Source organism: Streptomyces sp. NPDC059850 (assembly GCF_042731515.1).
Classification (GTDB): Bacteria; Actinomycetota; Actinomycetes; order Streptomycetales; family Streptomycetaceae; genus Streptomyces.
Map to the genome: position 1 here is coordinate 110,728 of NZ_JBHWJI010000023.1, position 19,019 is coordinate 129,746.

Below are 19,019 nucleotides of genomic sequence, written 5' to 3' on the forward strand. Positions count from 1 at the left end.
GCCGCCCTCGGTGACGTCGCGAAGGACTCTCCGTGCTCTGTCCGGGCCGCCAGCCGGGCCGTTTCGGCCGCGCCGGTGGTTCCGGAGCCCCGCCGCGCGGGGGCCGCCGGACCGGCGGTACCGGCCGACGACACGGCGACCGGCCCGTCGCCCGCCATTCCGGCATGTGCCCCGGCCTCGGGCGCGGCTGCTCCGAACGTCCGCCGGACCGCGCCTGCCGAGGCCGAACTCCCGGTGCCCGCCTCGGCGGGCCGGGGCGGGAGCCGGGGTTTGGCGGGGGCCATCCGGTTCGTGGCGCTCGGCGACTCGCTCACTGAGGGGCTCGGGGATCCCGTGCCCGGGGGCGGGTGGCGGGGGTGGGCGGCCCTGCTCGCCGGGGCGGCGGGGGAGGCCGTGGACTTCGTCAACGTCTCCCGCAGCGGCGCGCTCACCGCCGACGTGGCCGGTGAGCAGCTGACCGCCGCCCGCCGGGCCCGCCCCCACCTCGCGTCCGTCGTCGTCGGCATGAACGACACCCTGCGCGACACCTTCGACATCCGCCGCGTCGCCGAGGCCCTGGACGCGACGATCGGCGCGCTGCGCGCCGACGGGACCGTGGTGCTCACCGCGTGCCTGCCCGACCCGGGGCGGATGCTGGGGCTGCCGACCGCGCTGGCCCGGCCGCTGGGGCGGCGCATGCGGGCCGTCAACACGGTGGTGCACGCGCTGTCCGGGCGGCACGGCGCCGTCCACGTGGAGCTGACCGAGCACACCTGGGTCGCGGACCGCGAGGCGTGGAGCGTGGACCGGCTGCATCCGAGCGAGCTGGGGCACCGGATGCTGGCGCGGGAGTTCCACAGCGCGCTCACGGCACGCGGCATCGCCATGGGCGAGCCGCCGTCCACGGTGCTCGACGGGCAGACTCCCTCGCGGGCCGGGAGCGCCTGGTGGATGGCGACCCGGGGGACCAGGTGGGTCGTGGACCGCTGCACCGATCTGCTGCCCGGACTGCTCGCGCTGGCGGCGCAGGAGGTCCGTCACCGCGTGCGGGGGACCGCGCATCAGCTCGACGGGCAGGAGCGGCGCGCGGCGCTCGCCGCGCTCGCCTCGCTACCCCGGCTGGAAGCCCCGGCACCCGCGCACGCTGCGACAATGGCGGGGTGACCGGTCGCTGGGAATTCTGGATCGACCGTGGCGGTACCTTCACGGACGTCGTCGGGAAGCGTCCGGACGGCCGCCTGGTGACGGGCAAGCTGCTGTCCCACCATCCCGAGCGCACCGGGGACGCGGCCGTCGCCGGGATCCGGCAGACGCTGGGGCTCGGGCCGGACGAGCCGGTTCCGGCCGACCGGATCTCCGTCGTCAAGATGGGCACCACCGTCGCGACCAACGCCCTGCTGGAGCGCGAGGGCGAGCCCACGGTGCTCGTCGTCACGGCCGGTTTCCGGGACGCGCTGCGGATCGCGTACCAGAACCGGCCGAGGCTGTTCGACCGCCGGATCACGCTGCCGGAGGCGCTGTACGACCGGGTGATCGAGGTGCCCGAGCGGGTGGACGCGCACGGCGCCGTCGTACGCCCCCTGGACCTCGACGCGACCACGGAGGCCCTGCGCGCCGCCCATCGCGACGGCTTCCGCAGCGCCGCTGTCGTCCTGACGCACGGCTATCGGCACGCCGCGCACGAGCGCGCGGTGGGCGGGGCGGCCCGCGATCTCGGCTTCACGCAGGTGAGCTGTTCGCATGAGGTGAGCCCGCTCATGAAGCTGGTGTCGCGCGGCGACACCACCGTCGTCGACGCGTATCTCTCGCCGATCCTGCGCCGCTACGTGGAGGACGTGGCGGCCGAACTGCGCGGCATCCGGCTGATGTTCATGCAGTCCAACGGCGGGTTGCGGGAGGCCGCGCACTTCCGGGGCAAGGACGCGGTGCTGTCGGGGCCCGCGGGCGGCGTCGTGGGCATGGTGCGCTCCTCCGCAGAGGCCGACCACGGCGGTTACGACAGGGTCATCGGCTTCGACATGGGCGGCACCTCCACCGACGTCTCGCACTACGCGGGCGAGTTCGAGCGGGTCTTCGGGACCGAGGTCGCCGGGGTGCGGATGCGCGCGCCCATGATGAACATCCACACCGTCGCGGCGGGCGGCGGCTCGGTGCTCCACTTCGACGGCCGCCGCTACCGCGTGGGCCCCGACTCGGCCGGTGCCGTCCCGGGCCCCGCCTGCTACCGGCGCGGCGGCCCGCTGACCGTGACCGACGCCAACGTGATGCTGGGCCGTATCCAGCCCGCCCACTTCCCGGCCGTCTTCGGCCCGCACGCCGACGAGCGGCTGGACGCGGAGGCCGTACGGGAGCGCTTCGGCCGCCTCGCCGAGGAGATCGCGGAGGCGACCGGCGACCGGCGCGGTCCGGAGGAGGTCGCGGCGGGCTTCCTGGACATCGCGGTGCTGAACATGGCCAACGCGGTCAAGAAGATCTCCGTACAGCGCGGCCACGACGTCACCCGCTACGCGCTCACCAGCTTCGGCGGCGCGGGCGGCCAGCACGCGTGCGCGGTCGCCGACGCCCTCGGCATCGGCACGGTGATCGTGCCGCCGCTGGCGGGCGTGCTCTCGGCGTACGGCATCGGGGTCGCCGACGCCACCGCGATGCGCGAGCAGGCCGTCGAGACGGAGCTGAGCGAGGAGTCGCTGCCGGACATCACCGACCTGTGCGCACGGCTGTCGGACCGGACGCGCGACGAACTGCTCGCCGACGGCGTCCCCGGGGAGAGCGTGCACACCACCGCAAGGGTCCAGCTGCGGTACGCGGGCACCGACGCGGCCCTCCCCGTCCCGCTGGACTCCGCCCCCGCGATGACCGACCGCTTCGTACGGGCACACCGCGCGCGCTACGCCTTCACCATGGACAAGCCGCTCGTGGTGGAGGCGGTGTCGGTGGAGGCGGTCGGCGCGGCGGGCGCGGCGGGCGGCCACGCCGTCGAACAGCCGCCCAGGGAGGGCCACATGGCGCCGGTGGCGACCGTGGAGATGTTCACCGGGGGCCGGTGGCAGCGCACGGAACTGTACGAACGCGCCGGGCTGCGCCCCGGGGACACCGTCACCGGCCCCGCGGTCATCGCCGAGGACGACGCCACCACCGTGGTCGACCCCGGCTGGCAGGCGGCCCCGGGCGAGCGCGGCCATCTGCTGCTCACCCGGGTCAGGGCCCGGCCGCGCACGTCCGCCGTCGGCACCGAGGTGGACCCGGTGATGCTGGAGGTGTTCAACAGCCTCTTCATGGCCATCGCCGAACAGATGGGCCTGCGCCTGGAGAACACCGCCCACTCCGTCAACATCAAGGAGCGGCTGGACTTCTCCTGCGCCCTGTTCGACGCGGACGGCAACCTGATCGCCAACGCCCCGCACATCCCCGTGCACTTGGGCTCGATGGGCGAGTCCATCAAGGAGGTGCTGCGCCGCGACGGGGACGCGATGCGCCCCGGCGACGTCTACGCCATCAACGACCCGTACCACGGCGGCACCCACCTCCCGGACGTCACCGTCGTCACCCCGGTCTTCGACGACGCGGACGGCGACGGGACGGAGCTGCTGTTCCTGGTGGCCTCGCGCGGCCACCACGCCGAGATCGGCGGCATCACCCCCGGCTCCATGCCCGCCTTCAGCCGCACCATCGAGGAGGAGGGCGTGCTCTTCGACAACTGGCTGCTGGTGCGGGACGGCGCGCTGCGCGAGCGCGAAACCCGCGACCTGCTGACCGCAGGTCCCTACCCCTCCCGCGCCCCGGAAGCCAACCTCGCCGACCTGCGCGCCCAGATCGCCGCCAACGAGAAGGGCATCCAGGAACTGCGCCGGATGATCGGGCAGTTCGGCCTGGACGTCGTGCGCGCCTATATGCGCCACGTCCAGGACAACGCCGAGGAGTCCGTACGCCGTATCGTCGGCGCCCTCCGGGACGGCTCGTACCGCTACGAGACGGACAGCGGCGCCGTCATCCGCGTCACCGTCACCGTCGACCACGCGCGGCGCGGCGCCGTACTGGACTTCGCCGGTACGTCGCCCCAGCAGCCGGGCAACGCCAACGCTCCCAGCTCGGTGGTGATGGCGGCCGTACTGTACGTCTTCCGCACCCTGGTCGCCGAGGACATCCCGCTCAACAGCGGCTGCCTGAAGCCCCTGGAGGTCCGCATCCCCGAGGGCTCGATGCTGGCCCCGGTGTATCCGGCCGCCACGGTCGCCGGAAACGTCGAGACCTCCCAGGCCGTCACCGGCGCCCTCTACGCGGCGCTCGGCGTCCAGGCCGAGGGCTCCGGCACGATGAACAACGTCACCTTCGGCAACGACCGCGTCCAGTACTACGAGACCGTCGCCAGCGGCTCGGGCGCGGGCGACGGCTTCGAGGGCGCCGACGCCGTACAGACCCATATGACCAACTCCCGGCTCACCGACCCCGAAGTGCTGGAGTGGCGCTATCCGGTCCGGGTCGAGAGCTTCGCGGTACGGCCGGACAGCGGCGGACGCGGCCACTGGCGCGGCGGCCACGGCGTCACCCGCCGCGTCCGCTTCCTGGAGCCGATGACGGTGGCCCTGCTCACCGGCCACCGCCGCGTCGCCCCGTACGGCATGGCGGGCGGCGCCCCGGGCGCGCTCGGCGCCAACCTGATCGAGCGCGCCGACGGCTCGGTGGACCGGCTGAACGGCTGCGACGCGGCTGATGTCGGTACGGATGACGTCCTCGTCGTCCACACCCCGGGCGGCGGCGGTTACGGCCCGGCGGAGGGCTGAGCGCCGCGCCGCTCGGGGAACGCCGCCGCATTGGCGCGATCAACCCCGTTTGCGGTCGCCGTCACCGGAAACCCGACTTCTATCAAGCCCGCCAAGCCTCGTGCGCGAGGTCGGCTTCGTGCCTCCATGACTACTCACTGGACGGCGCGACCCCGCATGGGCGAGGGCGGGAAATTCACCACTAAGCATCACAGAAGGGGCAGTCATGGAGTGGTGGCAGAGCGCGGCATGCGTGGACGAGGACCCCGAGCTGTTCTTCCCGGTGGGGGTGGCCGGACCCGCGGCCCAGGCGCAGCAGGCCCAGGCCAAGGAGGTCTGCCACCGCTGCCCGGTGACCCACGAGTGTCTCGTGTACGCACTGGAGACCGGTGTGACCCACGGCGTGTGGGGCGGCACCGACGAGGAGGAACGCCGGGTGCTGCGCCGCCGGGAGCGGCGTCAGGCGCGCGGCGTGGCAGCGGCAGCGGGGCAGGGCGCCCCGGCCCCGGGCGCCCCGCCGCGCGGCGGTCAGCCGTCGCACAGCGGCAGGCGCAGGGACGGGCGGTCGGCGGTCCACGCCCCGAGCAGGCGGTCGGACCAGCGCGCGTCCAGGTAGCCGGCGGCCTGGATCCCGAAGACGACGGCCGGGGCCTGCTCCGGCTCCTGGGCGAGGAAGCCGCCGATGACGTCCCGGCGCATCAGCTGCTCGTGCACCGCGTCGGCCTCGATGTGCTCGGTGAAGAACCGTACGCACCGGGGCTCGGCGCCCAGCCGCTCCAGCGCCCGCGCCAGCCGCCGGGCCCCGGGCGACGAGGTGATCTCCAGGGTGGCGAAGTGCCCGGCCGTCGCGCCGCGCAGCGAGCGGTGCAGCCCGAGCAGCGACATCAGGTTGACGGTGGCGAGCGTCTCGGCGGGCGCGCGGTCCAGGTAGCGGCCGTAACCCGGGTCGAGACCCGCCCCCGCCATCGCCTCGGCGAACAGCCGGGCGTGCACCCGGTCGCCGTGGCCCGCCCCGAACTCGTCGAACTCCACCGCCACCAGCGACGCCTTGGCCTGTCCCGTCAGCCGGGGGATCAGCCACGCCTGCGGGTCGGCCTCCTTCAGCTGGTACAGCGAGCGGTGCGCCAGATATTCGCGCAGCTGTCCCCAGGTGCCACGGCTCGCCAGGTGGTGGCTGACGCCGGGCGCGTCCAGCGGTTCGACCAGCAGCGCGTCCAGCTCACCGGCCACGTCCGCGCCGCCGGGCACGGCCGCGCGCAGCGCGCCGAGGAACCGGTCCTCCAGCGCGGCCCGCAGCCGCAGCAGATCCGGCTGCCACTCCCAGGCCTCGTCGACGCCCGCGAAGCCGCGGTAGTGGAGTTCGTACGCGAGGTACAGCGCGAGCTGAAGGTCCTCGCCGAACGGGTCGGCGGCCCCGGCCCCCGGCAGCTCCGTCGGCGGCGGGGTGTGGCACAGGGCGGTACGGACCGCCGCGGACAGCGGGCCACGGGCCTGAGGCAGCGCGGGCGGCCCGGACGCCGCCGTGTCGGGTGCCGCGTTCCGGGTAGGCATCACCGCCGCCCACGTGGGACGGCAGCCCGTCGACGGCCCGGTCGTCGAGGGCGGTCCCGCCGCTCCTCCCCGTTCGGCCCGTGGACGGCGAAGCGGGACCGCACCGGACACCCCAGAGGGGTGCAGCACACCGACAGGGCGTGCGGTGCGCCCTCGCCGTCGCGCGGCCCCGCCCCGACGCGGACGACCGCCCCGACGCGGACGACCGCGCCGCCGGGCGGGGTGTCGCGGACGGCGTCCGCGCCGTCGCCGGAGATCCGGTCGCCGAAGAAGTGGCGCACGCCGCCGGTCATGCCCCACCCGGCGAAGCCGGTCGCCACGCCCGCGCCCGCGACGGTGTCCTCGGCCTCGGGGACGGCGCGCGCAGGGCCCGGGGTGGACTCCAGCCCGTACGACGCGGGCGCGCACCCGGTGCGAAGACTCGTCATCGACCGCTCCTCCATCCACCGCTCCTCCGGGCTCGCCGAGTGCCCCGGATCGACCGCCCGACGCATCGGGCCGGATGCGGCGGGTCGGTTTCGTCCGGTGCGGATGAGGTACCTGGGACGGATGCGACTGATTGCGCCTCCCGGGGTGTACGCGCCGCAAGACGACACCGCCCTGCTGGCCGAGGCGGTGCGCGCTGAGTCCGCCATGCCCGGTGCCCAGGTGCTGGACATCGGAACGGGCACCGGCGCGCTGGCGGTCCTCGCCGCGCGCTGCGGAGCCGCGGGGGTCGAGGCCGTGGACGTCTCCGCCCGCGCGGTGCTCGCGGCCTGGGTGAACGCCCGGCTCAGCCGCGAGCCGGTCCGGGTCCGCCTCGCCGGACTGGCGTCCATGGCCCCGGGGCGGCGCTTCGACGTCGTCCTGGCCAATCCGCCCTACGTGCCCGCGCGGCTTCCTCGCCCCTTCGAGCGCGCCCAGGGCGGCCGCGCCTGGAACGGGGGTCCGGACGGCCGGGCGGTGCTGGACCGACTGTGCGCCCGGATGCCGGGGCTGCTGCGCCCACGGGGCGTGCTGCTGCTGGTGCAGTCCGCGCTGAGCGGCGTCGGAACGACGTTGGAGCGGCTGGCCGACCAGGGGCTCCACGCCGATGTGACGGCACGCCGCGTCGTCCCGTTCGGGCCGGTGCTGCTGCGGCGCAGCGCCTGGCTGGCGGCCAGGGGGCTGATCGGTCCGGGCGACGACAAGGAGGAGCTGGTGGTGATCCGTGCCATCCGTACGACCGAGTGCAGCAGCTGCGCCCGATGAGCCCGGCCCGGCGGGAGCCCCCGCGCGGCGCGTCCTCGTCGACCCCGAGGGCCCGCTGCTGGTCGAGGGCCCGGTGGAGGTCGTCCTGGCGGACGGCCGTACGGTCCGCTCCGACCGGATGATGGTGGCGGTGTGCGCCTGCGGGCGCAGCGCCCGCTACCCCTGGTGCGACACCAGCCACCGCCGCCCGGTCCGCACCCGGCAAGGCCCGGCCAGGGAAGGCCCGACCGGCCAGGCTCAGGACGGCTGACCCGGGCGGCGCAGCGGGGCGAACCGCACCGGAGTGCCGGGCACGGCCTGCGCCGCGGCGGCCACCGAGGCCTCGGGGACGACGCCCACCACGGGATAGCCGCCGGTCGTCGGATGGTCGGCGAGGAAGAGCACCGGGCGGCCGTCCGGCGGCACTTGGAGCGCCCCGAGCACCATGCCCTCGCTGGGCAGCTCGCCCTCCCTGGCGCGCTCCAGCGCGGGGCCCTCGGTGCGCAGCCCGATCCGGTTGCTCGCGGCCGCGACCCGGAACCGGCCGGTGGTGAGGGTACGCAGCCCCGCGGCCGTGAACCAGTCGTCGCGCGGACCGAGCACCACCGGAAGCACCAGCTCCGATACGACGTTCCTCAGGGGCGCGCAATCCGAGCCCGGCGCCGGTCCGTACGGAGCGCCGAGCCGCACCACCGCGCCGTCGGCGAGCGGCGCCGGGCCGAGCCCGGACAGCACATCGGTGGCGCGGCTGCCGAGCACCGGTTCGGCGTGTACGCCGCCGTCGAACGCCACGTAGGAGCGCACGCCACAGGTCGCCGCCCCGGCCTCCAGCACCGCGCCCGCCGGTACCCGCACCGGCGCTCCCCACGCGGCGGGACGGCCGTCGACGGTGACCGGGCAGGGCGCGCCGGTGACCACCACCGTGGCCGCGCGGCGCAGCCGTACGGCACAGCCGGTCAGCGTGGTCTCCAGGGTCGCGGCCCCGTCCGGGTTCCCGGCCAGGCGGTTGGCGAGCCGGTGGGCGGGCTGGTCGAGCGCGCCGGAGCGGGGCACGCCGAGATGCGCGTGGCCCTCCCGGCCGAGGTCCTGGACGGTGGTGAGCGCGCCCGCCCGCACCACAGAGAAGGCGCTGTCCGTCATGGCGCGCCCCCATCCTCAAGGGGTACGAAACGGACCCGGGTGCCGGGGACGAAGAGTGCCGCCGGTTCCCGCGCGGTGTCCCACAGCACCGCGTCCGTCGTCCCGATGAGCTGCCAGCCGCCGGGGGAGGAGCGCGGGTAGACGCCGGTGTACGGGCCCGCGAGGGCGACCGAGCCGACCGGGACCCGGGTCCGTGGGGTGGCGCGGCGCGGTACGTGGAAGTGCTCGGGGAGTCCCGTCAGATAGCCGAAGCCGGGGGCGAATCCGCTGAACGCCACCCGGAATTCGGTGCCGGAGTGAATCCGGGCCACCTCCTGGGGCGTGACGCCCCACAGCCCGGCGACGTCCGCGAGGTCCGGCCCGTCGTAGCGGACGGGGACCTCCACGGCCTCCTCGTCGCCGCGGACCGGCGGCGGTATCTCCCAGCTGACCAGGTCGGCGGCGAGCGCGGCCGGATCGGCGACGCCGTCGAGCAGCACGGTGCGCGCGGCGGGGACGATCTCCCGGACGGCGGGCAGCCTCCCGGCGGCGGCGCGGCGCAGCAGTTCGGCGTGGAGCGCCTCCACGGCCTCGCCGGTGCCGACTTCGAGGAGCAGTCCGTGGTCGCCGACCGGCAGACAGGTCAGGCCGTCCGAGGCGGTGGTCATGCGAAGGCCGCCACGCGGACCCCCGCGCCGGTCAGCTCGCGCCGTACGCGGCGGGCGAGTTCGGCGGCTCCTGGGGTGTCGCCGTGCAGGCACAGGGAGCGCACCTCGGCGTCGATCCGCTGCCCGTCGGCCGAGGTCACGGCCTGGTCGCGGGCGAAGCCGAGGGCGCGCTTGACGACGGTGTCGGGGTCGGAGACGACGGCGCCGGGCTCACCGCGCGGCACCAGGGTGCCCGCGGCGGTGTACGCGCGGTCGGCGAACGCCTCGGTGATCACCGGCAGCCCGGCCGCCCGCGCGGCCTCGTGCAGCCGGGAGCCGGGCAGGCCCAGTACGGGCAGCGGCCCGCCCGCCGCCAGCGTGATGCCCTCGACCACGGCGGCGGCCTGCGCCGCGTCGTGCACGCTGCGGTTGTAGAGCGCACCATGCGGTTTGACGTAGGCCACTCGCGTCCCGGCGGCCCGGGCGAAGATCTCCAACGCGCCGATCTGGTAGGCGATCTCGTCGGCCAGCTCGCGCGGCGGTACGTCCATGGCACGCCGCCCGAAGCCCGCGAGGTCACGGTAGGAGACCTGCGCGCCGATGCGGACGCCGCGCTCGGCGGCCAGCGCGCAGACCCGGCGCATGGTCGAGGGGTCGCCCGCGTGGAAGCCGCACGCGACGTTGGCGCTGGTGACGATGGACAACAGGGCATCGTCGTCGGTGAGCTGCCAGCGGCCGAAGCCCTCGCCGAGGTCGGCGTTGAGGTCGATCGTCGGGTTCGCCATGGCATCACAAGCTAGCGATCGTTGAACGATCCGACAAGAAGTTGTTGTCGCCTTCCTGATTCTGGGCTTCACTTCTCGCCATACGGCACGGATGAGGCAGAGCAAACCGAGCGAACAGGGCAAAGAGGAGAGAGCGTGGCAAACGGCGTGGAACGGCGGCTCGCCGAGGCGTCCGGGGTGTCCGAGGTGGCCGGAGTCGCCGGACTGGAGGCCGACCGGGCGCTGCTGGGGCGCACCAGCACCGCCGAGCGGGTGGCGGACGTCCTGCGCGACCGCATCGCGGAGGGGTTCTTCCCGCCCGGCACCCGGCTGTCCGAGGACAGCGTCAAGGGGGCGCTGGGCGTCTCCCGCAACACCCTCAGGGAGGCGTTCCGGCTGCTCACCCACGAGCGGCTGCTGGTGCACGAGCTGAACCGGGGCGTCTTCGTCCGTATCGTCACCGTCGACGACCTCCACGACATCTACCGGGTGCGCAGGATGGTCGAGTGCGCCGCTGTACGGGGCCTGGGCGAGCCGCCCTATCCCCTGTCCGCGGTCGAGGCGGCCGTCGCGGCGGGCGAACGCGCCGCGCAGGACCGCGCCTGGCAGGACCTGTCCACCGCCAACATCCGCTTCCACCAGGCCATCGTGGCGCTCGCGGGTAGCCCGCGCGCCGATGAGCTGATGCGCGCGGTGCTGGCCGAACTGCGGCTGGTCTTCCACGTGATGGACGACCCGCGCCGCTTCTACGCCCCCTATCTGGTCCGCAACCGGCAGATCCTGGAGGTGCTGCAGACCGGGGACGCGGCGGAGGCCGAGCGGCTGCTCGCCTCGTACCTGGACGACTCCCAGGCGCAGTTGTCCGGCGCGTACGCGCAGCAAGTTTCCCAGTCGCAGGTTTCCCACCCGTAAACGATCCGGCGCACAGCGAACAAGTCAGCGTCAACCTCTTGTCGGATCGTTCAACGAAGTTCTAGCCTCCGTGCAATCTCCTCACGCCCCCCGTGAGGTCCTGTGCGCGGAAAGGCGGGACGCATGATGGTGCTCCTGGGCGTCCTCGTGGTGATCCTCGGATTCGCCACCCGACGCAACCCGTTGCTGGTGGTGGGGGTCGCCGGGATCGTCACCGGGTTCCTGGGCAAGCTCTCGCCCCAGGAGATCCTGGCCGCGTTCGGCAACGGCTTCGCCTCCAGCCGCTCGGTGACGATCTTCGTCATCACCCTTCCGGTCATCGGCCTACTGGAGCGCAACGGCCTCCAGGAACAGGCCCGTACCCTCATCGGCAGGCTTGGCAAGCTCACCACCGGCCGCTTCCTCGCCCTGTATCTGCTGATCCGTCAGCTGACCGCGGCGGTCGGCCTCACCAGCATCGGCGGCCCCGCGCAGAGCGTGCGCCCGATGGTCGCGCCGATGGCCGAGGGCGCCGCCGAGCGACGTCATGGCGCCCTGCCCGAGCGGACGCGCGAGCGCGTCCGCTCGTACTCCGCCAGCGCCGACAACGTCGGGCTGTTCTTCGGCGAGGACTGCTTCCTCGCCATCGGCTCGATCCTGCTCATCACCGGCTTCGTCAACACCACGTACCACACCCATCTGGAACCCCTCCAGCTCGCCTTGTGGGCCATCCCCACCGCCGTCTGCGCCTTCCTCATCCACGGCGCCCGGCTGCTGCGGCTGGACCGCACGCTGGAGAGGGAGTTCGCCGCCCCGGGCGGCCCGTCCGCCGCCGTGGGCGGCAGCCGCACCGCGGAGGAGGCCAAGTGATCAAGGCAGAGTGGTTCTTCTGGCTCGTCGGGGCCGTCTTCCTGGCCATGGCCGCCCAGATGGCCGTCGACCGCAGCAACCCCAAGCGCTACGGCTCGGCCGCCTTCTGGGGGCTGCTGGGCGCCTGCTTCTTCTACAGCACCTGGGTGGTCGAGAAGACGGCCCCGGCCGAACCGCTGGGCGTCGCCGTCCTCGCCATGGCCTGTCTGGGCGGGTTCGGGCTCACCGGCCGGGGCGTGCCCCGCACCACCACCGCCGAGGAACGCACCGCGACCGCCGCCCGGCTCGGCAGCAGGCTGTTCGTCCCGGCGCTCACCATCCCGCTGGTCGCGGTGGTCTGCGCCTCGTTCGTCAAGGACTGGCGCATCGGTGGCGAGCCGGTCCTGGAGGCGGGCAGCGAGACCATCCTCGGCCTCGGCTTCGGCGCCGTCGCCGGACTCCTCGTCGGCATGCTCGTGGTCCGCGAGCGCAGGCCCTCGGTCCCGCTGCACTCCGGTCGCGGGCTGCTGGAGTCCATGGGCTGGGCGCTGCTGCTGCCCCAGCTGCTCGCCGTCCTCGGCTCGATCTTCCAGGTGGCCGGGGTCGGCACCCAGGTCGGCAAGATCACCGAACAGCTGCTCCCGGACGGCCAGAAGTACATCGCCGTCGCCGTGTACTGCGTCGGCATGGCCTTGTTCACCGTCGTCATGGGCAACGCGTTCGCCGCGTTCCCGGTGATGACCGCCGCCATCGGCTGGCCGGTGCTCATCGAGCAGATGCACGGCGACCCGCCGGTCGTCCTCGCGGTCGGCATGCTCGCGGGCTTCTGCGGAACGCTGGTGACCCCGATGGCCGCCAACTTCAACCTGGTGCCCGCGGCGCTGCTCGAACTCAAGGACCAGTACGGCCCCATCAAGGCGCAGATCCCCACCGCGGGCGCGCTGCTGGTCTGCAACGTCGCCATCATCTCGCTCTTCGCCTTCTGATGACGCCTTCTGAGGAGGCCCCTCCCGTGACCCGCATACTCCTCACCGGCTTCGAGCCCTTCGGCGGGTCGGCCGTCAACCCCTCCTGGCAGGCCGTCTCCCTGGTCGCCGCCGACCCGCCGCCCGGTCTGACCGTGACCGCCGCCCGGCTCAGCTGCGTCTTCGGCACCGCCCTGGACGAACTGCGCGCCGAGGTGGAACGGACCGATCCGGAGGTGGTGGTGTGCGTGGGGGAGGCCGGAGGCCGCCCCGACGTCACCGTCGAGCGCGTCGCCATCAACGTCAACGACGCCCGCATACCGGACAACGCGGGACGGCAGCCCGTCGACGGCCCGGTCGTCGAGGGCGGCCCCGCCGCGTACTTCGCCACCCTGCCCGTCAAGGCGTGCGTCGCCGCCGTACGCGCCGCCGGGATCCCCGCCTCCGTATCGCAGACCGCCGGGACGTTCGTCTGCAACCACGTCTTCTACGGCCTCGCCCATCTCATCGCCACCGAGCGGCCCGCCCTGCGCGGCGGATTCGTCCACGTCCCGTACCTGCCCGAACAGGTCGTGGACCGGGCCGAACCGTCCCTGCCCGCCGCCACCGTCGCCGAGGCGCTCCGCGCGATCGCCATCACGGCGGCGACCACGGGGGCGGACCTGCGCAGCGCCGAAGGCGCGACGCGTTGAGCGCGCGGCTCGACGCGTACGCGCGGCGGTTCGCCGCCCTCGCCGTCGCCAACGTCACCCGGGAGTACCCGTACGCCCCGGCACAGCTGCTGCGCGGCCCCGGGGACCTGGTGCCGCCGCGCACGTACCATCCGGCGTTCTACGGCTCCTACGACTGGCACTCCTCGGTGCACATGCACTGGCTGCTCGTCCGGCTGCTGCGCCGCTGCCCCGGCCGCGTGCCCACGGACACGGTCACCGGCGTCCTGGACGCCCACCTCACGGCCGCCCATCTCACCGCCGAGGCCGACTATCTGCGGGCCCACCCCTCGTTCGAACGTCCCTATGGCTGGGCCTGGCTGCTGGCGCTCACGGCCGAGTGCCGCGCGCTCGACGGGGCGTTCGACGGGGCCTTGAAGGATGCGGGGAAGCGCTGGGCGGACGCGCTCGCACCGGCCGCCGACGCCGTCGCGGAACTCCTGCTCGGCTGGCTGGGAAAGGCCGCCCAGCCGGTACGGCACGGAACCCACGCCAACAGCGCGTTCGCCCTCGGGCTCATCCTGGACAGCGCGTCGCACGCCGGTGTCGGGGCGCTCACCGACCCCGTCGAACGGGCCATTATGGGCTGGTTCGCCCACGATCGTGATGCCCCCGCCCACTGGGAACCCTCCGGACAGGACTTCCTCTCCCCGGCGCTCACCGAGGCCGAGGCGGTCTGCCGGGTGCTGCCGCGCGAGGAGTTCGCGGCCTGGCTGGAACGCTTCCTGCCGGGCCTCGACCGCCGCGCGCCCGGGGCCCTCCTCACCCCGCCCCTCGTCACCGACCCCGCCGACCCCCAGATCGGCCATCTCCTCGGGCTCTCCCTCAGCCGGGCCGCCGCGCTGCGCCGCCTCGCCGTCGCCCTCCCGGACGGCGATCCCCGCGTCCCCGTCCTCACGTCCGCGGCCCGCGACCACCTGGCCGCCGGGCTTCCGCACGCCGTCACCGGGGACTTCACCCGCGACCACTGGATCGCCACCTTCGCGGCCCTCGCCCTCGACGGTCCGCCGGGCGGTCCGGGGAACGCCTGTGAAGCCGTAGACTGACCGGTCGGTGAGTCACGGGAGACGCGCCGGTGGACAGGCAGGCATGGCGCGCCCCGACATAGCGGGATCTCCGTGCCGTTTCGTGCGTTGTCGGTGCGACCGCCTAATCTGTGCGACGTGACGTTTCCACCCCCAGGGGCCACCACTGCGCCCCAGCTCAACGGCCATGACGGGGCCGCCCGCCCGGCGCCGGGACCGGCCGCCGACGAGGGCCTGGCCCGGCGGCTGCGCGCGCTCGCGTGCACGGCGCCGCTCCATGACCTGGACACCCGCAAGGCCAACCTCGCGGGGGAGTACGGGGTGTACGCGATGGCCGAGGTCGCCCTCTCGGCCATCGACCTCGTCACGCTCAACATGGACTTCGACACCGGCGCCGACCACGAACAGATAGTGGCCAGGCTGCTGCCCCGCGTCGCCGCCCAGGCCCCGGAGCGGCCCGCCGCCCAGCACGAGCGCGTCGCCCGCTGGGTGCTGGAGAACCTGATCAACGTCGGCAGCGTGGACCGCGGCTTCCGCGCGGTGTACGGCACGTTCGGCGCCGACGGCGCGTATGTCCGGCGCGACTACGACTTCAAGCTGATCGAGGAGGTGCCGGGGCCCGGCGGCAGCGTCTATCTGCGCACCACCGACGAAGCCGTCAACGTCCTGGTCGGCGCCCTCGACACGGACGTCACCAGCGCGCAGATCGCCGCCGAGGTCAAGCTGGAAGTCCTCATCAGCCGCGGCCGCCTCGCCGACGCCCAACTCGCCGCCGAGCAGGCCCGCTACCGCACCGTCCAGTACTCGGAGACACTGCGCCGCACCCTGGACGCCACCCGGCGCAACGTCCGCGCGGTCGACTGGCTGCGCACCGTCCCCGAGATGATCACCGAGGCGCTGGATCACGTCGCCGACCGCTACCGCCACGAGAACGCGATCCTCACCAACATCCGCAAGGCGCGCGACGAGGCCGAGGGCGCCGAGCACAAGCGGCGCGCCGCCGAGCTGGTCGACATCGTCAAGGACTGCATCCGGCGCCACACCCAGCTCCAGTCCCGGCTGCTGGAGGCCGGGCCGCTGTTCCGCGCCGAGCAGGACCGCCAGGCCTTCGCCCCGCCCGCCGCCCGCGCCGGACTCGACCTGTACGGACAGCTCCTGGCCCCCATCCTGCCGCTCCCCGTCGAGGAGGCGGGCCGCGTCACCGACGCGTTCTTCGCCCGCGGCACCGGAATGCGGACGCCCACCTCCGTCCGCGTCGGCGACCTGGTCGAGATGCTCCTCACCCCGCCCGTCGAGCGCGAACACCTCGGCGCGGAGATGCCCGAACCGGACCTCATCGCGACGCCCGACGACAGCCGCTTCAGCGAGGAGCAGCTCGCCGTCGCCATGGAGCTGCTCGACCTCCCCGCCGACGCCCCCCGCCGCCTCTCCGGCCTCCTCGCCGACGCCCGCCGCCGCGACCCCGACCTGCCCTACCTGATCGCCCTGCTGGCCATCCACGCGGCCAGCCCCCCGGTCGGCACCGCCTACCGCCAGGGCGAACAGCGGCTGCTGTTCGCCGTGGATGACGGCACCGAACTGGAAGACCCCGGCTTCGGCGGCGCCGACCTCATACTGGGCACCGCCCTCCTGGACGCCGCGGGCATGGCGGCCGACCGCACGGAGGTGGCGTAGATGCCCCACCCCGCCGCCGCATCGCCGTGCGCCGTGCGCCGTACGCCGTCCGGATCCCCGGCCGTGGCGCTCGCCGTGCGGTGCGTCCGCACACCGGGGGCGTGCCCGGTGTGCGCCGTGGTGCCGACCGGCCGCGTCGCCGCGCGCCCGGCATCGCGGAGCTGCCCCGCCCCCGCCGCACACCGTGAGAACGCCCCGCGCAAGGAGCTTCACCCGTGACCGAGTACGACGCCGCCGACGACGCGGCACAGCACGAGCCGACCGCCGCGCCCAGCGGGCCCGGCGGCGGGGTCACGCCCGCCGACGCCGCCGACGCGGCGCGGCTGGTCTCCTTCGGGCTGCAGCCCAAGCTGCTGCCCGCCCGGGACGTCGAGTACGCCGAGCTGCTGCGCCGCTACCGCGACGAACCGGCCTTCGCCCGCCTCACCGACGCCGTTGCCACCGGGCTCGGGCTGATCGTGCTGGAGGTGTCCACCCGCGCCGGGATGGCCGTGACCGCCGACGAGGACTCCGTCTTCGCCGTCCGCATGGGTGACTACGCCCGCCGCGCCGCCAGCGACTCCGCCGATCGCTTCCTGCACGGCCTCGCCCATCTCTCGGTCGCCGCCATGGCCTTCCCGCGCCCCGAGGACCTGGCCGACGACGGGTACATCGGCCGGGTCACCGTCAACGGCGTCGACGCCTTCGTACGGCAGGCCTGCGCCCGCCTGGAGCAGCGGGCCGAGGAGCAGGGCGAGAACACCGACCCGGCCACCGAGGCGCCGGGGCTGGAGGCCGCCTGGCGGGTGTACGCGCGGCGCAGCGCCACCGGCGCGACCAAGGACGCGCGGCGGCTGGCCGGTTCGACGACCGGCATCATCGGCAAGGCCGTCGCCTTCCTCGTCGACTCCGGTTTCCTCCAGCGCACCGGGGACGAGTCCGGCGGCACGTACCGCACCACCGCCCGCTACCAGCTGCAGGTGCGCGACATGGCGGCAAGCTCCGCCATGTCCGAGCTGCTGGCGCTCGGCGTCGTGCCGGTCGGCGACGGCAGCGCGACGCTGCTGCCGCCGGACGAGGGCGACGACCTCGACCTCGTCGCCGACGCCGGTCTGCCGTTCCACTCCTGAGCCCTTCACTCCCGAACCCTTCGACGAGAGTCCGCCGCCATGTACGAGCTGTCCCGGGTCCGCCTCTACTCCATCGGGCCGGCCGGTGCGCGCTACGCCGACACCGTGCTGGACCTGCGCGGAGTCGGCGAGCCGGTGCCCAGCCCCGCGCCGACCCAGGCGGAGTTCTTCGAGGACGAGCCGGTCGGCCCGCCGCGCCGCCCGGCCCCCGCCGGGGTGCTCTTCCTGGAGAACGGCGGCGGCAAGTCCGTCCTCCTCAAGCTGATCTTCTCGGTCATGCTGCCCGGCCACCGCAACACGCTCGGCGGCGCCAGCTCCGGTGTGCTGCGCAAGTTCCTCCTCGCCGACGACTGCGGGCACGTCGCCCTGGAGTGGCAGCACACGGTCACCGGCGAGTCCGTCGTCGTCGGCAAGGTCAGCGAGTGGCGCGGCCGCCAGGTCTCCAACGACCCGCGGAAGTTCGCCGAGGCGTGGTATTCGTTCCGCCCCGGCCCGGGCCTCAGCCTCGACTCGCTGCCGGTCGCCGAGGCCGCGGCGGTCCGCCCGGCCGCGGAGGGCGCCTCCTCCGCGCGCGGTCGGCGCCGCACCATGAAGGGCTTCCGGGACGCCCTCACCGAGGCGGGCAAGGCATATCCGCATCTGGACGTCTCCTGGGTGGAGATCCACGAGCGCTGGAACGAACACCTCGGCGAGCTGGGCCTCGACCCCGAACTCTTCCGCTACCAGCGCGAGATGAACGCCGACGAGGGCGAGGCCGCCGGTCTCTTCGCCGTCAAGAACGACTCCGACTTCACCGATCTGCTGCTGCGCGCCGTCACCGACACCCGCGACACGGACGGGCTCGCCGACCTCGTCCACGGCTTCGCCCACAAGCTCGGCCGCCGCGCCGAACTGACCGCCGAGCGCGACTTCACCGCCGGTTCGCTGGACCTGCTCCAGCGCATCGCCGACGCCGCCGAGCGCCGTGAGCAGGCGCGCGGCGTGCACGCGGGCGCCGAGCGCCGCACCCGTACGCTCGCCCGGCGGCTCTCCGCGCGCGGCGCCGAGGAGCGCGGCCGCGCCGCCGAACTCGCCCAGCAGGTCGCCGCCGCCGCGCACGCCGTCACCGAGGCGGAGACCGCGCGCGGCCGCAGCGACCTGGTCGCCGCCGAACTCGCCTACCGCCACGCCTCGCTGGCCCTCGCCGCCGCCGAGAAGGGCGCCGCCGCCCAGCGCCGCGAACTCAACGACGCCCGCACCCTGCACTCCGCCTGGCAGGCCGCCGAGACGGTGCTCCGCCACCGCGCCGCCGCCGACCGCTCCGCGCGCGTGGCCGCCGCCATCCGCGAGGCCGAGCGGGACGCGGCGCCCGCGCTCGCCGCCCGCGCCAAGGCCGCCGCCGACCTCGTACGCGCCCTCCACTCGGCGGCCGAGGACGGCGAACGGCACGCGGGCGAGGAGGAGGAGCGCTCCGCCGCCCTCCAGGAGACCGGCGAGGCCGCCCACCGCGACGCCACCTCCGCCGCGACCGCCGCCCAGCGCGCCCGCAGCGACGCCGAGCACCTGCGGCAGCGGCTCGCCGAGGTCGAGCAGGAGACCGCCGAGGCGGTGCGCGCCGGATGGCTCGACGACTCCGCCCCCGACGCCGACCCGGCCCGCGCCGCGCTCGCCGCCAGCGACGCCGAGAAGACGACCGCCGCGGGCTGGGAGGCCGCCCGCGAGACGGCGGGCCGCACCGCCGACCACGCGAAGTCGGCCGCCGCCGAACAGTCCCGCGCGGACCTGGCC

General features: G+C 74.5%; 17 protein-coding genes and 1 pseudogene. 13 read left to right on the plus strand and 5 right to left on the minus strand.

What is annotated here, in order from left to right; all coding sequences use genetic code 11:
• The first annotated feature begins 282 nt into the window (after window positions 1–282).
• From ACFV9T_RS20990 to ACFV9T_RS21000, 3 genes are all read left to right on the plus strand, one after another.
• A complete protein-coding gene (locus tag ACFV9T_RS20990; protein WP_385442512.1) occupies window positions 283–1,143 on the plus strand; it encodes an SGNH/GDSL hydrolase family protein in 861 nt (286 codons plus the stop codon).
• Window positions 1,140–4,760 carry a hydantoinase B/oxoprolinase family protein gene (locus ACFV9T_RS20995; protein ID WP_385442465.1) on the plus strand — a complete coding sequence of 1,207 codons (3,621 nt, stop codon included), beginning with the start codon at window positions 1,140–1,142 and terminating at the stop codon, window positions 4,758–4,760. Before ACFV9T_RS20990 ends, ACFV9T_RS20995 begins: the two co-directional genes overlap by 4 nt.
• Before the next feature lie 205 nt (window positions 4,761–4,965).
• Window positions 4,966–5,355, plus strand: a complete 390-nt coding sequence (locus tag ACFV9T_RS21000; protein WP_385442468.1) for a WhiB family transcriptional regulator — start codon at window positions 4,966–4,968, stop codon at window positions 5,353–5,355.
• Here ACFV9T_RS21000 and ACFV9T_RS21005 read toward each other — a convergent pair.
• Together ACFV9T_RS21005 and ACFV9T_RS21010 are read right to left on the minus strand one after the other, a co-directional pair.
• Entirely contained in the window at window positions 5,268–6,290 is a 1,023-nt protein-coding gene (locus ACFV9T_RS21005; protein ID WP_385442470.1) for an iron-containing redox enzyme family protein, read from the minus strand. The two genes, ACFV9T_RS21000 and ACFV9T_RS21005, sit on opposite strands and share 88 nt — an antisense overlap.
• Complete coding sequence (locus ACFV9T_RS21010) at window positions 6,290–6,718, minus strand: hypothetical protein (protein ID WP_385442472.1); 429 nt, start codon at window positions 6,716–6,718, stop codon at window positions 6,290–6,292. Before ACFV9T_RS21010 ends, ACFV9T_RS21005 begins: the two co-directional genes overlap by 1 nt.
• A 121-nt stretch (window positions 6,719–6,839) precedes the next feature.
• Between ACFV9T_RS21010 and ACFV9T_RS21015 the strand changes: the two genes are divergently transcribed.
• Both ACFV9T_RS21015 and ACFV9T_RS21020 read left to right on the plus strand, forming a co-directional pair.
• The gene (locus ACFV9T_RS21015; protein WP_385442474.1) at window positions 6,840–7,520 is read left to right on the plus strand and encodes a HemK2/MTQ2 family protein methyltransferase; all 681 of its coding nucleotides are present in this window, start codon (window positions 6,840–6,842) and stop codon (window positions 7,518–7,520) included.
• Window positions 7,480–7,770 (plus strand): CDGSH iron-sulfur domain-containing protein, encoded by a 291-nt coding sequence (locus tag ACFV9T_RS21020; protein ID WP_385442477.1) that lies wholly within the window; start codon window positions 7,480–7,482, stop codon window positions 7,768–7,770. Before ACFV9T_RS21015 ends, ACFV9T_RS21020 begins: the two co-directional genes overlap by 41 nt.
• Here ACFV9T_RS21020 and ACFV9T_RS21025 read toward each other — a convergent pair.
• Genes ACFV9T_RS21025 through ACFV9T_RS21035 form a run of 3 tightly spaced genes read right to left on the minus strand, consistent with a single transcriptional unit; the run spans window position 7,758 to window position 10,050 of the window.
• Window positions 7,758–8,639, minus strand: coding sequence for a biotin-dependent carboxyltransferase family protein (locus tag ACFV9T_RS21025; protein WP_385442480.1), 882 nt, complete (start codon window positions 8,637–8,639; stop codon window positions 7,758–7,760). The genes ACFV9T_RS21020 and ACFV9T_RS21025 overlap by 13 nt on opposite strands.
• Entirely contained in the window at window positions 8,636–9,286 is a 651-nt protein-coding gene (locus tag ACFV9T_RS21030; RefSeq protein WP_385442482.1) for an allophanate hydrolase subunit 1, read from the minus strand. The genes ACFV9T_RS21025 and ACFV9T_RS21030 overlap by 4 nt, the downstream gene beginning before the upstream one ends.
• On the minus strand, window positions 9,283–10,050 hold the full coding sequence (locus ACFV9T_RS21035; RefSeq protein ID WP_385442485.1) for a LamB/YcsF family protein: 768 nt from the start codon (window positions 10,048–10,050) through the stop codon (window positions 9,283–9,285). Before ACFV9T_RS21035 ends, ACFV9T_RS21030 begins: the two co-directional genes overlap by 4 nt.
• Before the next feature lie 135 nt (window positions 10,051–10,185).
• On the opposite strand from ACFV9T_RS21035, the gene ACFV9T_RS21040 reads away from it, so the two are divergent.
• The 8 genes and pseudogenes from ACFV9T_RS21040 to ACFV9T_RS21075 form a co-directional block, all read left to right on the plus strand.
• Window positions 10,186–10,941 (plus strand): GntR family transcriptional regulator, encoded by a 756-nt coding sequence (locus ACFV9T_RS21040; RefSeq protein WP_385442486.1) that lies wholly within the window; start codon window positions 10,186–10,188, stop codon window positions 10,939–10,941.
• A gap of 123 nt (window positions 10,942–11,064) precedes the next feature.
• Window positions 11,065–11,790: a DUF969 domain-containing protein gene (locus tag ACFV9T_RS21045; protein ID WP_385442488.1), complete on the plus strand. Its 726-nt coding sequence runs from the start codon at window positions 11,065–11,067 to the stop codon at window positions 11,788–11,790.
• Window positions 11,787–12,755 (plus strand): DUF979 domain-containing protein, encoded by a 969-nt coding sequence (locus tag ACFV9T_RS21050; RefSeq protein WP_385442491.1) that lies wholly within the window; start codon window positions 11,787–11,789, stop codon window positions 12,753–12,755. Before ACFV9T_RS21045 ends, ACFV9T_RS21050 begins: the two co-directional genes overlap by 4 nt.
• Window positions 12,756–12,781: 26 nt before the next feature.
• On the plus strand, window positions 12,782–13,426 hold the full coding sequence (gene pcp, locus ACFV9T_RS21055; RefSeq protein ID WP_385442493.1) for a pyroglutamyl-peptidase I: 645 nt from the start codon (window positions 12,782–12,784) through the stop codon (window positions 13,424–13,426).
• Window positions 13,423–14,490, plus strand: a complete 1,068-nt coding sequence (locus tag ACFV9T_RS21060) for a DUF2891 domain-containing protein (protein WP_385442495.1) — start codon at window positions 13,423–13,425, stop codon at window positions 14,488–14,490. The genes pcp and ACFV9T_RS21060 overlap by 4 nt, the downstream gene beginning before the upstream one ends.
• 117 nt (window positions 14,491–14,607) lie before the next feature.
• Window positions 14,608–16,143, plus strand: a complete 1,536-nt coding sequence (locus ACFV9T_RS21065) for a hypothetical protein (RefSeq protein WP_385442498.1) — start codon at window positions 14,608–14,610, stop codon at window positions 16,141–16,143.
• 215 nt (window positions 16,144–16,358) lie between these two features.
• Window positions 16,359–17,252: a hypothetical protein gene (locus ACFV9T_RS21070; protein ID WP_385442500.1), complete on the plus strand. Its 894-nt coding sequence runs from the start codon at window positions 16,359–16,361 to the stop codon at window positions 17,250–17,252.
• A 39-nt stretch (window positions 17,253–17,291) separates the two neighbouring features.
• Window positions 17,292–19,019: pseudogene (locus ACFV9T_RS21075) on the plus strand (hypothetical protein); the annotation flags it as partial.